Here is a 14520-nt window from a genome sequence, read left to right on the forward strand (position 1 = left end):
TCAGGCCTGCGGGCCGGGGCCCTGCACGCTCACCGCGAGCGGCTCGCCGCCGGAGCGGTTCACGAAGCAGTAGAAGGTCCGCTCGCCCGAGGTCCACTGCGCCTCGTCGACCGGGTACGAGAACTGCATCTGCAGGTCGGTCACGTCGCCCACGGCGGCCGGATCGATCACGCCCTCGGCGGCGCACAGCTGGGCGACCTGCGCCTGGACCTCGGCCTCGCCGGGGAACGCGGCCGCCTCGTCGGTCGAGACCTCGCCACGGAGCACGAGCTGCGCCGAGTGCGGCGTCGCGCAGTCGACGACGGTGTACTCGTCGGCCCACGCGTCCTGGAAGGGTTCGAGGCACTCGCCGCCGAAGAGCTGGCTCCACGGATACACGCCGGGCGCCTGCACGGCCGTCGGCTCGGGCAGGTCGACCGTGTCCTCGGACCCGGACGCGACCTGCTCGGATGCGCCACCGCCGGCCGTCATGCGCGAGACCAGGGCGATTCCGCCGACGACGAGCAGCACCGCCGCGAGGGCGCCCGCGATCCAGGCGAGCACCGTGACGGGCGAGCGCCCGCCCCGGTCGTCGTCATCGGATGCCGGGCGCGCGGCCGGGCGACCACCGCGGTCGTCGCCGTAGCGGTCGTCGCCGTAGCGGTCGTCACGCACATCGGCGCCGCGGCCGAAGGGGTCGTTGCCGAACGGGTCGCGGCCGAACGGGTCGCGGTCGTCGCGGCCGAAGGGGTCGCGGCCGTACTCGTCGTCGCGGGAGGCGGGCCGCCCGGCGGGAGGCACGGCGGTGCGACCGGCCGCGGCCCCGGAGACCACGCCCATCGGGCCCGTCGCGCCGAAGCCGGCGCCGCCGAAGAGCGCCGAGAGGCCGTCGCCCGTCTCGGTTCCCGGCTCGGCGGCGCGCCCCGTGCCGGGGCGGTCGTCGAACCCGGGAGCGTCCTGGCCGCCGCGGTCGTCGGCCCACGGGGCGCGACGATCGTCCTGCTCCCAGGGCGCGCGAGCGTCGTCCTGCTGCTCCCAGGGCGCGCGGGCGTCGTCCTCCTGCTCCCACGGCGCGCGAGCGTCGTCCTGCTGCTCCCACGGCGCGCGAGTCTGGTTCTGCTCCCATGGCGCGGCGTCGTCGTCCTCCTGCCACGGCGCGCGGCGATCCTCGACCTCGTCCTGCGCGAAGCGGGCGAACGGGTCGTCCGCGTACTCGTCGGCGTCGCCGGCCTCGGTCTCGGGCGCGCCGAAGCGGCCGACCGCGGCATAGGTGTCGACGCCGAAGGGCTGGTCGTCGCGAGCGGCGTCGTCGCCCGTGCGTCGACGGGGTCCGGGAGCGTCGTCGTCGGGCTCGGCCTTCGGGTCGCGACCCGTGGGGTCGGGCGTGAGATTCCAGAAGTATCCGGTCTGGGCCAGTTCCTGCGCCATCGGCGAGCTCTCGCCGCGGTCCCACGGCGCTCGCTCGCCGGCGTCGGCGTCCGGCGCCCAGCGGTCGGAGGTGGCGTCGTCGCGCGGGTCCTCGCCGCGTCGACGCTCGCGCTCGGCAACCTCGTCGGCGTACCAGCGCACGTCGTCGGCGCCGTCGGCGTGCTCCGAGCGGCCCCACGTCGGCGGGAAGGCCTCGCCCGCGGCGTCGTCGTACCCGTCGCCCCCGGCGTGGCCGGCGGCATCCTGACCGGGCTCGTCGTACCCGAAGCGGTCGTCGTACCCCGCGCTGCGGTCGTCGTAGCCCGACCGCTGGTCGTACCCGCGGCCGTCGTAGCCCGACCGCTCGTCGTACCTGCGGTCGTCGTAGCCCGACCGCTGGTCGTAGCCGCGGTCGTCGTACCCCGAGCGGTCGCCGTAGCCGGACCGGCCGTCGTCACCGGATCGGCCATCGTAGCCGGACCGGTCGTCGTAGCCCCGACCGTCGTCGTAGCCGCCGCCGTCGGCGAACAACTCGGGGGCGAACCCGGACGCGTCGGCGCCGGCCCCGTCCGCGCGGTCGTCGTATCCGTCGTTCCCGCCGAAACGATCACGCCAGTCGTCGCCGTCGTTCCAGCCGGCGTCGTCGCGCGGGGTCCCGGCGTCCTCGGTCAGCGCCGACCAGAGCTCGTCGTCGAAGTCGGACCGCGCGGGCGGGAAACCACCGCCCGGCTGGGGAGCCGGGGTGAACGGCTGCGGCGCGGCGGAGGGCGGCGCGAAGGCGGACCGGTCGGCCGTCGGCTCCTCGGGACGCCGGGCGGGCTCGGGCGCATCCCAGTGCGGCGGCTCGTCGTGACGTGCCTGGTCGACGGGTTCCGACAACTGGCGGAACGCCGCACGCAGGCCCGCCTCGGAGTCCATCGCCTGGTCGCCCCACGTGAGGGCGAAGCTGGCCGGCGGCGTGACGGGACCGGGCGGCACGACCGGAGCGGGCGGCACGACGGGCATCGCCGGGGCCCCGCCGAAGGCGGGGGGCACCGGCGCGCCGACCGGCGGCTCGACCGAGGTCAGTCGCTCGGATGCGGCAGGCGCACCCGGCACGTGCGGCGGCGCCGGGTGGGCCGGCTGGTTCCACGCGGGCTGGTTCCAGGCGGGCGCGGGCTGGACCGCGGGCGCGGGTTCGGGGGCCTGCTGGCGCAGCGGCTCGCCGACGACCGGCAGCGCGCGGGTGGCGGCATCCGGCTCCTCTGCCGGCTCGGCGAGCGAGAACCAGTCGAGCGACTCCTCGGTGCGCCGGCGCCCGCGCGAGGCGGGAGGCGGCGGCTCGACCGGCGCGGGCGCGGCGTACGGCTCGGGCATGACGGGCTCGGTGGCGGACGGCAGGGTCGGGCGACCCTCGAGGTCGGGTCGACGACCGCTTCCGAGCTGGCTCAGCAGCCAGTCGGCGTCCTCGTAGTCGCCCCCGTCGTAGCGTCCGTCACGTCCGTTCATTCCAGTCCCAGATCCTTCAATCCGATCGCCGCGAGGTAGGGCACCCCCGCGGCCTCGATGACCTCGCGCGCGCCGGTGTTCCGGTCGACGACGACCGCGACGGCGGCGATCTCGGCGCCCGCGGTGCGCAGCGCCTCGATGGCCTTGAGCGGCGAGCCGCCGGTGGTCGAGGTGTCCTCGAGCACGATCACGCGCTTGCCCGCGACATCCGGGCCCTCGACCTGCCTGCCGCGGCCATGGTCCTTCGGCTCCTTGCGCACGACGAACGCGTCGTAGGCCAGGCCGCGCGCGGCGCCCTGGTGCAGGACCGCCGTCGCGATGGGGTCGGCGCCCATCGTCATGCCGCCGACCGCGGCGACGTCGGGCACGTCGGCGATGAGGTCGAGCATGACCTGGCCGATCAGCGGCGCGACCCGGTGGTCGAGGCTGACCTTGCGGAGGTCGACATAGTAGGTGGCCTTCTTGCCGCTCGTCAGCGTGAAGTCGCCGTGGAACACCGCGTCGGTGGAGATGTACTCGATGAGCCGGCGGCGCGCGTCAGTGGCGAGGGGGGTTCCGGAGGTCACCCGAATACTCTACGTCGTGCTTCCTGAGCGTCGGAGGGCGGATTGCACGCCGGTCCGGCGTGCTCAGTCGCGCCGGCCACGTCGCCGCCGCGACGACCGGGTCGTGGTGGCCGAGGCGATGCGCGTGAGGACCGGCTCGTCCGAGGGCGCGAGCACCGCCGGGAGGTCGATGTGGAACTCCGAGAGCTCCTCGGCGCTCCGCCGCACGAATCGGTACAGCGCGGAGCCGATCAGCACGCCCAGCGCGATCGACATCACGGTCACGAACGCGGCCGAGAAGTCGCCGATGCCCGCGCTCGCGCCGACCGCCTCGGTGACCCCGATGAGCCCCGACGCGCCGGGCACGAGCACCCAGAACGCGGGCAGGAAGACCATCTGCGAGGGCACGCCGCGCAGGTCCTCGATCCACAGGACCAGCGGCGCGACGACGAGCGCGCCGAAGAACCCGCTCACCGACGGCCCGAGCAGGAACGCGCCCAGCTGCTGCGCGCCGTAGGCGACGACGAGCGCGAGGAGCACCCATCCGTAGCTGCGGCCCGGCGCGGCGAAGTGCAGGTAGGTGCCGAGGGCGTAGAGGGCGAGCCCGATCCCGGCCACCCACCAGGGCAGCGTCGTGGTGGCCTCGAGCGGCGAGTACGACTCCTCGCCGACGCCGACGATCGTGCCCGCCGAGAGGATGCCGAAGGCGAGCAGGGCGAGCTGCACCAGGCCGGCGCCGAGCCGGGAGGTGCCGGCGACCATCTGGCCCGCCGCGAGCTCCCGCACGCCGGTGGTCAGCAGCGCGCCCGGGAGGAACGTCGCGAGCGGGGCGATGAGCACGCGCAGCGGGTCGCCGAGCGCAACGTACGGCGCGAGGAGGAAGACGATGAGCGCGCACGTGAACGACGCCACGATGGGCAGCACGAGCGTGAGGGTCTGCGAGCGGACGAGCTTGGCGACGCCGATGAGCGCGCCGAGACCGAATCCGACGAGCGCGGCCTGCCAGCTGGGCGCGAGCAGGAGCGCGAGGCCCGCCGTGAGCAGCGCGTGCCCGAAGGTGCGCATGAACCAGTGCCGCGACGGCGGCATGGCGCCGATCTCGTTGAGGCGCCGGATGCCGTCGGCCGGCGTGATCTCGGCCGCGCGGGCCTGCCGCATGAGTCGCGAGAGCTCGGCGATCTGGTCGAAGCGGAACGTGGCCCGCACCGACCGCAGCGCGACGCGTGCGGTGTCACCGCGGCCGGTCTGCACCATCGCGATCGTGGGCAGGACGACCACGTCGACGTCCTCCCAACCGTACGCGCGGGCGATCTGCACGACGTCGGCCCGGATCCGGTCGGTCGACTCGGCCGACGCGGTCATGCCCTCGGCGAGGCCGAGGAGGAAGGTGCGCAGCAGGGCCGGGTCCTGCACGGTGTCGCTGGGGCGCTCGCCGTCGGCCGGCGGCGGCGCGGGGGTGATCGGCATGGTTCGCTCCCGTCGTGCGTGCCGTCACGCTATCGGGCCGACCTGCGCGACCGCCACGGGGTCCCGCGCGCCGGAACGGCCTAGGTCGCGGCCGCCGCGGGGCCCGGATCCGCACCCCGTCCGCCGAGGCCGCCCGCCTCGCGCCCGTCACGGCCGTGCGACGGACGATGCCAGATCGATCGCGGCGTGCCCGGCAGGAACCGGGCCCACAGCGGCGGCTCGTCCTCCTCGGTCAGCGCAGCCGGGACCTCGACGTGGAACTGCGCGACCTCCTCGGCCCCGCGGTGCACCGTGCGGTAGAGGGCGACGCCGATCAGCACGCCGAGCGCGATGGACATCACCGAGGTCAGCGCCGTCGCGAAGTCCTCCAACCCGGCGCCGGCGCCGACGGCCTGGGTGAGCCCCAGCAGGCCGGCCGCACCCGGCACGAGCAGCCAGAACGCCGGGAGGAAGGTGAGCTGCGAGGGGGCGCCGTTGCGCAGGCTCGCGATCCAGAGCACCACGGGCGTCATCGCCAGGGCGCCGATGAAGCCGCTCACCGTGGCGCCGATGAGCGCCGCGCCCGCGGCCTGCGCGCCGTAGGCGACGGCGAGCACCAGCAGCACCCATCCGAACGTCGAGGGCGGGGCGGAGAAATGGAGGTGGTTCCCCAGGGCGAACAGCAGCACGCCGAACGGGGCCACCCACCATGGCAGGCCGCTCGTGGGTGCGAGCGGGACGTAGCCGGACTCGCCGATGCCGGCGAGCGTCCCGGCGGCGAGGATCCCGAACGAGAGCAGTGCCAGTTGGACCAGACCGAACACGAGGCGGGACGCGCCCGCCGTCATCTCGCGCGCGGCGAGCTCCATGGTCCCGGTCGTGAGCATTCCGCCGGGCAGGAAGGTCGCGAGCGGGGCGATGAGCAGTCGGATGGGGTCGCCGATCTCGACGTACGGTGCGACCAGGAACACGGCGAGCGCGCAGGCGAAGGAGGCGAAGACGGGGAAGACGAGCTGGAGCGTCGGTGACCGCACGAGCTTCGCGAGCCCCACCGCCGCACCGAGGACGAACGCCACGATCGCACCCTGCCAGGTGGGCGCGAGCAGGAGCGCCAGCCCGGTGGTGAGCACGGCGTGCCCGAAGGTCCGCACGAGCCATCCGTGCCTCGGTCGCATGGACCCGATGTCGTTGAGGCGGCGGATGCCGTCGAGCGGCTCGACCGCGCCGCGTCGCGCCTGCTCGATCAGCCGGTACAGCGCCGCGATCTGGTCGAACCGGAAGCTCGCGCTGACCGACCGGATCGCGACGCGCGACTCGTCCTGGGTGCCCGTCTGCACGAGGATCGCCCTCGGCAGCACCACGAAGTCGGTGTCGGCTCGGCCGTACGCGCGGGCGACGGCCGTCATCGTCTCGCCGATCCGGTCGACCGACTCGTCCGCGGCGTTCATGCCCTCCGCCAGTCCGAGCAGGAACCGGCGCAGCACGGCCTGGTCGACCGGCGCCTCGGTGCGGCCCGACGCCGGGCGGTCGTCGCGGCGGCGGCGTGGTCTCGAACGGTGGTCCATGTCGTCGCTCCCCTCGCCCGGCGCGACCGCCGCAGGCGCAGCGGTCGTCGACCGGTCAGCGTCACGCTAACGGCGACGCGCGGCGCGCCGTGGGTCCTTCGACATGCGGAAGGGCCGCCCCGCGGGGTGTCCCTCCCCCGCGCGGCGGCCCTGCTCGGAGCGACGGGCGCTCCTCGGACGCGCGACTCAGACGGTGCGCGCGAACGTCTCCCGCGGCTGGCGACGGTAGCCGTCGCGAGCGGTGACGACGATGGATCCGATGACGCCGGCGACCGAGGCGGCGGCGAGCAGGACGAAGAGAGACACGGCAGTTCCTTTCAGCGATGCGCGAGGGGATGTCGGGCGATCGAGCGCCCTTGCACGTGTCCGACACCATCTATTGTGCGACGTCGAAATGTTCAGCACAAGCGTATGGAACTACACGAACGATGTAGCATCGCTACATGGATGTGAACCGCCTCGACCTGCTCCGCGAACTCGCCGAGCGCGGCAGCGTGACCGCGGTCGCCGAGGCGACGGGGCGCACGCCGTCGGCGGTCTCGCAGCAGCTCAAGGTGCTCGAGCGCGAGGCCGGCATGCCGCTGACCGAGCGGGTCGGGCGCGGGGTCGTGCTCACGAGCGCCGGGCACGCACTGGCGCGCAGCGCGACCGAGGTCGCGATCGCGCTCGAGCGCGCGACCGCCCTGTGGGACGAGTTCCGCAACCACCCGAGCGGCGAGGTGACGCTCCTCACCTTCCCGACCGTGGGCGCCACGCTCCTGCCGACGGTGCTCGCCGATCTCCGCTCGGTCGCCGGGCTCGTGGTCCGCGCGACCGACCTCGACCCCGAGCTCGCCGAGTTCCCGGAACTGACCAACGACTACGACATCGTGCTCGCCCACACCATGCCGGGCGAGCTGCCCTGGGGCGGGCGGGGCCTGCGCGCGTTGCCGCTGCTCACCGAACCCCTCGACATCGGCCTGCCCGTCGGCCACCGCCTCGCCGGCCGGTCGCACGTCACTCCGGCCGACCTCGTCGACGAGACCTGGCTCGGCGTGCCGCCGGGCTTCCCCTTCGAGCGCATCCTGCACGCGATCGAGCAGGCGGGCGGGAAGCGGCTCGAGGTCTCCCAGCGCTTCAGCGACATGCGCATCGTCGAGGCGTTCATCGAGGCCGGGCTCGGCATCGCGTTCGTGCCCCGGTACACCTCGGGCGCGCTCCCCGAGGGGATCGTGCTGAAGCCGCTGCGTGGCGTGACCTCCGTCCGGCAGATCTTCGCGCTCGTGCGGCCCGATGTCGCGGAGCGCCTCGCGGTGCGGACCGTGCTCGAGGTGCTCGTCGATCGGGCCGCCCGGCTCGATCGCTCGCACGACCACCCGTCCCGGGGCGGGGTGTCGGGCGAGGGCGCGGGCCCGGGCACCCCAGTGGACGACGCGACGACGGCGTGAGTCCGCCGTTCCGTCAGGACGGCGGGCGCAGGCCCTCGACCACCGCCGCGCGCGCGAGGCCGTTGGCCGCGCGCAGCGCGCCGCCCTCGGCGTGGTACTCGAACAGGCCCATTCCCGCGCGGTCGGCGAACGCCACTCCGCCCGTGGAGTACGTGCCCGACGTGAAGAACAGCGGCCGCCTCCCGTCGTGCGCGGCCACGCCCGCCAGTTCGCGGATGTGCGCGACGGGCACGGTCGTGCGCTCGCCCAGGTTCTTGACCTGCGCGATCCAGTGCGCGCTCACGACGTCGACGCCGCCGTCGCCCGTGAACCGGGTGACCTCGGCGTCGGCCGCCCCGAGGTGGCGCATCCAGTCGGCGACGAGCTGCTCGGCTCCGCGATGCGAAACACCGTACGGCTGCGGCGCGGGCCGGGGCCACGCGGGTTCGAGCGGGAAGCCGGGTGCGGACCGGCCGGCCCTCAGCGCCTCGACGAGACCTGCCTCGATCGCGCGGTCGGTCACGGCGCAGGCGAGCCGGGCCGCCCGTTCGTCGTGCACCGCGCGCACCCAGCGCTGCACGGCCGCGAGCACGCCGGCCGCCCATGCGAGCAGGACCGCGTGGGCCGCGGGGCCCGCGGCGAGCGGCATCGGGAACTCGGGCCGGGTCGACAGCGCGAGCGCCGCGACGCCGGCCGCCGCCCACGCGGCGGCGTAGACGAGCCACCACCACCAGGTGACCGGACGCCGGAGGCCGGACTCGCCGACGATCCGCGGTGCGGCGAGCCGAGCCGCGCGCGACAGGGTCTCGCGGGCGGCGGCCTCGGGCAGGCCGAGCGGGACGCGCCCACCGAGCCGCAGGCCCAGATCGGCGGCGGCGCGGTCGAGGGGCTCGGTCAGCACGTTCGCATACTAGGAACGGCATGCGACATCGGCGGGGTAGCATCCGAGGATGCCCGACGACGTGATCCTGTTCGACGTGCGCGACGGACTCGCGCACCTCACGCTGAACCGCCCGGCCAGGCTCAACGCGGTCGACCCCGAGGCGATCGCCCGGTGGCAGGAGCTCGCGCACGAGATCGCTGACCGCGACGACATCGCGGCGGTGCTGTTCGACGCGAGCGGGCGCGCGTTCTGCGCCGGCGGCGACGTGGTCGCGATGTCGGAGCTCGCGGCGCAGTCCGCCGACCGTGCACCCGGCGAGACCGTCCGGCGCCTCGCGGATCGCATCCACGACGGGCACCGCACGCTCCGCGAGTGCGCGAAGCCCATCGTCGCGGCGGTGCAGGGTCCCGTCGCGGGCGGCGGACTCGGGTTCATGCTCGTGGCCGACGTGATCGTGGCATCCGAGCGGGCCACCTTCGCGAGCCGGTACGCCGACATCGGCCTCACGCCCGACTGCGGGGTGAGCACCCTGCTGCCCGAGGCCGTCGGCGTGCGCCGCGCGCTGGAGCTCACGCTCACCCCGCGCACCCTGAGTGCTGCCGAGGCCCTCGAGTGGGGACTCGTCGCCGAGGTCGTCGCGCCCGACGCCCTCGACGGCCGCGCACGCGAGGTCGCCGCGGCGTGGCTCGGCGGCGCGGCGCACGCCGCCGGGCAGACCAAGCGGCTCATGCACACCGGGCTCGGCCGCCCGTTCCAGGACGCGCTCGACGACGAGGCCCGCACGATCGGCGCCGCGTTCGAGACCGAGCACGCGCAACGCGCGGTCGCGCGCTTCGCGGCCGCCTCCGCGTCGCGCCGCTGAACCCCCCGGCGGGGATCGGCCGAGGCGCCGTGCCGGCGCAACCCCGTGACGGCGCGCCATCCGCTCGGCAGGATGAAGGCATGGCAGCCGACGACGACCTGCACTCCCTCGCCGACGAGATCGGCCGGATGGCGCGAGCCCGCGGTCTCGCGGTCGCGACGGCCGAGTCGCTGACCTCGGGCGCGATCGCGAGCGGCCTCGGGCGCGGCGAGGGCGCGTCGGAGTGGTTCGCCGGCGGGGTGGTCGCCTACGCCGAGCGCGTCAAGCGCGACGTGCTCGGCGTGACCGCGACGTCGGTGCTCACCGCGCAGTGCGCCCGGGAGCTCGCGACCGGGGTGGCCCGGCTGCTCGACGCGGACGTCGCCGTCGCCGTCACGGGCGTCGGCGGCCCCGACGCCGAGGAGGGCCTGCCGCCCGGCACCGTCTACGCCGCCCTGCGCGTGGGCGACGAGGTGACGGACGCCACGTGGCGGTTCGAGGGCGACCCGTCGTCCGTCGTCGAGCAGACCGTCCGGGCCGCCATCGGCCTCGTGCGCGCCGCGCTGGGCTGACTCGGCCCACCGATCGGGGGACGGCGCCGCGCGTGCGGCGGCCGTGGCGCCGGAGCGAGCGTAGGCGGTCGCTCCGGCGCCATCCGCTCACTCAGTCGTGCTGGGGGAACCCCAGGTTGATGCCGCCGTGGCTCGGGTCGAGCCAGCGCGACGTGATCGCCTTCTCCTGCGTGTAGAAGTCGAAGCCGCGCGGGCCGTACGCCTTCGCGTGCCCGAACAGCGAGTCCTTCCAGCCGCCGAACGAGTGGTAGCCGACCGGCACCGGGATCGGCACGTTGATGCCGACCATGCCGACCGTCACCTCCCGCTGGAAGCGCCGGGCGGCGCCGCCGTCGTTCGTGAAGATCGCCGTGCCGTTGCCGTAGCGGCTGTCGTTGATGATCCGCAGGCCGTCCTCGTAGCCCTCGACGCGCACGACCGAGAGCACGGGCCCGAAGATCTCGTCGCGGTAGACGGCGGATGACACGGGCACCCGGTCGACGAGCGTCGGTCCCATCCAGAAGCCCTCGGCCTCGCCGTCGATCGCGTGCTCGCGACCGTCGACGACCACGTCGGCGCCGTCGGTGCGGGCGGTGTCGACGTACCCGGCGACCTTGTCGCGGTGCTCGCGCGTGATGAGCGGGCCCATGTCGGTGCCGCGCGTGCCGTCGCCCACCGTGAGCTTCGCCATCCGCTCGCGCACCTTGTCGACGAACACGTCGGCGACGGAGTCGACCGCGAGCACGACGGAGATGGCCATGCAGCGCTCGCCCGACGAGCCGAACCCGGCGTTCACGGCCGCGTCGGCCGCGAGGTCGAGGTCGGCGTCGGGCAGCACGAGCATGTGGTTCTTCGCGCCGCCGAGCGCCTGCACGCGCTTGCCGGCCGCCGTGCCGTGCTCGTAGATGTACTTGGCGATCGGCGTCGAGCCGACGAACGAGATCGCGCGCACGCTGGGGTGCTCGAGCAGCGCGTCGACTGCGACCTTGTCGCCGTGCACGACGTTGAACACGCCGTCGGGCAGGCCCGCCTCCTGCAGCAGCCGCGCGAGCCACACCGACGCCGACGGGTCCTTCTCCGACGGCTTCAGCACGACCGTGTTGCCGGTCGCGATCGCGAGCGGGAAGAACCACAGCGGCACCATGGCCGGGAAGTTGAACGGGCTGATGATGCCCACCACCCCGAGCGGCTGGCGCACGGTGTAGACGTCGATGCCCGACGAGGCGTTCTCGGAGTACTCGCCCTTGGTGTACTCGGGCATCGCGCAGGCCAGCTCGACGACCTCGAGGCCGCGCGCGATCTCGCCGAGCGCATCGGAGGTGACCTTGCCGTGCTCGCTCGTGAGGATCGCGGCGAGCTCCGTCGAGCGTGCGGCGAGCAGCTCGCGGAACCGGAACATCACCTGCTGGCGCTTGGCGATCGAGGTGTCGCGCCACATCGGGAAGGCGCGTGCGGCGGCCTGCACCGCGGCATCCACGTCGTCCGCGCTCGCGTAGCGAACCTCGCGCTGCACGACGCCGCGAGCGGGGTCGTAGACGGGTCCGGTGCGGTCGGATGCGCCGGCGGCGGGGGCGCCGTCGATCCAGTGGTCGAGCACCTCGGCAGCGGGCGCGTCGCTCCGCGCCGCCTGGTCGGTGGTCGTGTCGGTCATGGTCTCGTTCCTCTCGGTCGAGTGTCCGGGTCTTCGCAGGGTGGGTCGACGGATGCCGCGGCGCCAGACGGATGCCGCGGCATCCGCCTCAGACGGCGACGGTGGCGAGCACCTCGTCGTAGATCTCGGCCGCCTGGGCGACCTCGTCGGCGGTCACCACGCACGGCGGCACCACGTGGATGCGGTTGTCGGCCGTGAAGGGCAGCAGCCCGCGCTCGACGAGCGCGCCCTTGATGCGCCCCATCTCGGCCGCGGGCAGGGGCTCGCGCGTCTCGGGGTCGGCGACGAGGTCGAGCGCCCAGAACACGCCCTCGCCGCGCACCTCGCCGATGACGCGGTGCTTCTCGGCGAGCTCGGTGAGGGCCGGCGCGATCGCCTCGGCGCCGACCTCGCGCGCGTGGTCGACGATGCCCTCGGACTCCATCGCGTCGATCGTCGCGACGATCGACGCCATCGCGAGCGGATGGCCCGAGTAGGTCAGGCCGCCGGGGAACACGCGCTCGTCGAAGTCGGCCGCGATCTCGTCGCTGATGATCACGCCGCCCGCGGGCACGTAGCCCGAGTTCACGCCCTTCGCGAACGTGATGAGGTCGGGCGTCACGTCGTAGCCGTCGAACGCGAACCAGCGCCCGGTGCGGCCGAAGCCGGCCATGACCTCGTCGAGGATCAGCACGATGCCGTGCCGGTCGCACAGCTCGCGCACGCCCGCGAGGTACCCGGGCGGCGGGACGATCACGCCCGCGGTGCCCGGCACGGTCTCGAGCAGGATCGCCGCGATCGAGGCCGGACCCTCCGACTCGATCACGCGGCGCAGGTGCTGCAGCGCGCGCTCGGTCTCCTGCTCGGGGGTCTCCGACCAGAACTCGCTCCGGTACGGGAACGGCCCGAAGAAGTGCACGTGCCCGCGCGCGAAGCGGTTCGGGATGCGACGCCAGTCGCCCGTCGCGACGATCGCGGCGCCCGTGTTGCCGTGGTACGAGCGGTACGTCGACAGCACGGTGTCGCGGCCGGTGTGCAGGCGCGCCATCCGGATCGCGTTCTCGTTCGCGTCGGCCCCGCCGTTGGTGAAGAACACCTTGTTGTGCGCGCTCGGGGCGCGCGCGACGATGCGCTTGGCGGCCTCGCCGCGCGCGAGGTTCACGGCCGACGGCGCCACGGTCGCGAGCAGTTCGGCCTGTTCCCGGATCGCGGCGATCACCGCCGGATGCTGGTGGCCGATGTTGACGTTCACGAGCTGGCTCGAGAAGTCGAGGTACTCGTTGCCGGCGTGATCCCACACGCGGGTGCCGCGGCCGCTCGCGATCACGAGCTGCGGCGGCTGCCCTTGGGCCGACCACGAGTGGAAGACGTGCTCCGCGTCCAGGTCGCGCGCGAGCGCGTCGAGGTCGGCGGTGAGGTTCTCGGTCATCAGCGTCGTCGCCTTTCTTCAATGGTGCACCCGACCCCGGTGATCGAGTAGGGCCGCCGGGCCCGTATCGAGATCCCTCGAGGTCTCGATAGGGCGCTGCGCGCCTACTCGACCACCGGCACGGGCTGCTAGTTGCCGCCCTCGTTGAGGGTGACCTCGATGGGCTCGTAGCCCTCGCCCATCACGTCGACCCCGTCTGCCTTGAGGTTGTCCAGGGCCTCGTCGACGTACTCGTTGGAGTAGGCCGTGTCCGGCGGGTCGGTCGTGATGACCTGCGCGCCGTCCTGGTTCTTCGTCATGAGGGCCATCTCGACGGTCGAGTTCCACTGGTCCTCGTTGATGTGGCCGATGCCGCTCGTGGACGGCCAGATCAGCTTGTTGATCTCGTTGGCCATCCACAGCTGGTGGCTCGTGCCGAGCGTCGAGCCGGCCTCGGTGACCGCGTCGGCAGCGGCCTGCGGGTCGTCGCGCTGGTCGATCCATCCGAGGATGGCGCCCTGGATGAGCTTGACCGCGGTCTCGCGGTACTGCTCGTCATCGGCGAGCCGATCGGTGTTCGCCCAGATCGCGTCCTGCAGCATGGCGGTGCCGACCTCGTTCCAGTCGATGACCGAGAAGTCCTCGGGCTGGTAGAGCTCGCCGGTCTCCGGGTTCACGGCCTCGAGCAGCTGCGCGTACTCGTTGTACGTCATCGCCTGCGCGGCGTCGATCTCCTTGTTGAGCAGCGCGTTCATGTCGAAGTTCTGCTGCACGATCGTGTAGTCCTTCGCGCCGGCCTCGGTGAGGCCCGCGAAGAGCTCCCACTCGTTGCCGAAGCCCCAGCTGCCGATCTGCTTGCCAGAGAGGTCCTCGGGGCCCTCGATGCCGCTGTCGGCCCACGCGACCTGCAGGGTCGCCGACCGCTCGAAGATCTGGGCGATGTTCGTGATGTTCGCGCCGGCCTCGATCGACGCGAGCGCCTTCGGCACCCACGCGATGGCGAAGTCGACGTCGCCCGCCGCGAGCACGTCCTGCGGCACGATGTCGACCGCGCCGGGGATGATCTCGACGTCGAGGCCGAGGTCCTCCCAGTACCCGTTGGCCTTGGCGAGGTAGTACCCGCCGAACTGCGCCTGCGTGAGCCACTGCAGCTGCAGGGTGACGGGCGTGAGCTCGCCGTCCCCGCCGCCGTCGGAGGCGTCGCCGCCGGTGTCGCCCCCGCTGGAGCAGCCGGCCAGCACGAGCGCGGTCGCGGCGGCTGCGGCCGCGAACGCTGCGATCCTGTTGCGCTTCATCTGCATTCCTCTCTTGGTGGTGGTGCCGTGGTGCATCCGACCGGCGGTGCCGGTGGCGGTGGCGCCGGTCGTCGTC

General features: G+C 73.8%; 11 protein-coding genes. 3 read left to right on the top strand and 8 right to left on the bottom strand.

Translation table 11 applies throughout. From position 1 onward, the window contains the following. From JOD46_RS00085 to JOD46_RS00100, 4 genes are all read right to left on the bottom strand, one after another. A complete protein-coding gene (locus JOD46_RS00085; RefSeq protein ID WP_204390649.1) occupies window positions 1-2874 on the bottom strand; it encodes a septum formation family protein in 2874 nt (957 codons plus the stop codon). Then, window positions 2871-3440 (bottom strand): orotate phosphoribosyltransferase, encoded by a 570-nt coding sequence (gene pyrE / locus JOD46_RS00090; protein WP_204390651.1) that lies wholly within the window; start codon window positions 3438-3440, stop codon window positions 2871-2873. The genes JOD46_RS00085 and pyrE overlap by 4 nt, the downstream gene beginning before the upstream one ends. 63 nt (window positions 3441-3503) lie before the next feature. After that, window positions 3504-4886 (bottom strand): threonine/serine exporter family protein, encoded by a 1383-nt coding sequence (locus JOD46_RS00095; RefSeq protein ID WP_204390653.1) that lies wholly within the window; start codon window positions 4884-4886, stop codon window positions 3504-3506. 80 nt (window positions 4887-4966) lie between these two features. After that, window positions 4967-6430, bottom strand: coding sequence for a threonine/serine exporter family protein (locus tag JOD46_RS00100; protein WP_204390655.1), 1464 nt, complete (start codon window positions 6428-6430; stop codon window positions 4967-4969). Window positions 6431-6873: 443 nt separating this feature from the next. On the opposite strand from JOD46_RS00100, the gene JOD46_RS00105 reads away from it, so the two are divergent. Continuing rightward, window positions 6874-7857, top strand: a complete 984-nt coding sequence (locus JOD46_RS00105; RefSeq protein ID WP_204390657.1) for a LysR family transcriptional regulator — start codon at window positions 6874-6876, stop codon at window positions 7855-7857. Window positions 7858-7870: 13 nt separating this feature from the next. Here JOD46_RS00105 and JOD46_RS00110 read toward each other — a convergent pair whose 3' ends face one another. Then, window positions 7871-8737, bottom strand: coding sequence for a restriction endonuclease (locus JOD46_RS00110; protein WP_204390659.1), 867 nt, complete (start codon window positions 8735-8737; stop codon window positions 7871-7873). A gap of 49 nt (window positions 8738-8786) precedes the next feature. Between JOD46_RS00110 and JOD46_RS00115 the strand changes: the two genes are divergently transcribed. Both JOD46_RS00115 and JOD46_RS00120 read left to right on the top strand, forming a co-directional pair. Continuing rightward, the gene (locus JOD46_RS00115; protein ID WP_204390662.1) at window positions 8787-9581 is read left to right on the top strand and encodes an enoyl-CoA hydratase/isomerase family protein; all 795 of its coding nucleotides are present in this window, start codon (window positions 8787-8789) and stop codon (window positions 9579-9581) included. Window positions 9582-9661: 80 nt separating this feature from the next. After that, window positions 9662-10132 carry a CinA family protein gene (locus JOD46_RS00120; RefSeq protein WP_204390670.1) on the top strand — a complete coding sequence of 157 codons (471 nt, stop codon included), beginning with the start codon at window positions 9662-9664 and terminating at the stop codon, window positions 10130-10132. A 91-nt stretch (window positions 10133-10223) separates the two neighbouring features. Here the strand turns inward: JOD46_RS00120 and JOD46_RS00125 are convergent, their stop codons facing one another. The 3 genes from JOD46_RS00125 to JOD46_RS00135 form a co-directional block, all read right to left on the bottom strand. Beyond that, complete coding sequence (locus tag JOD46_RS00125; protein ID WP_204390672.1) at window positions 10224-11762, bottom strand: CoA-acylating methylmalonate-semialdehyde dehydrogenase; 1539 nt, start codon at window positions 11760-11762, stop codon at window positions 10224-10226. Between the two features lie 88 nt (window positions 11763-11850). Further along, on the bottom strand, window positions 11851-13170 hold the full coding sequence (locus JOD46_RS00130) for an aspartate aminotransferase family protein (RefSeq protein ID WP_204390674.1): 1320 nt from the start codon (window positions 13168-13170) through the stop codon (window positions 11851-11853). A gap of 128 nt (window positions 13171-13298) precedes the next feature. After that, the gene (locus JOD46_RS00135; protein WP_204390676.1) at window positions 13299-14444 is read right to left on the bottom strand and encodes an ABC transporter substrate-binding protein; all 1146 of its coding nucleotides are present in this window, start codon (window positions 14442-14444) and stop codon (window positions 13299-13301) included. Window positions 14445-14520 lie beyond the last annotated feature (76 nt).

Source organism: Agromyces aurantiacus (assembly GCF_016907355.1).
Classification (GTDB): domain Bacteria; phylum Actinomycetota; class Actinomycetes; order Actinomycetales; family Microbacteriaceae; genus Agromyces; species Agromyces aurantiacus.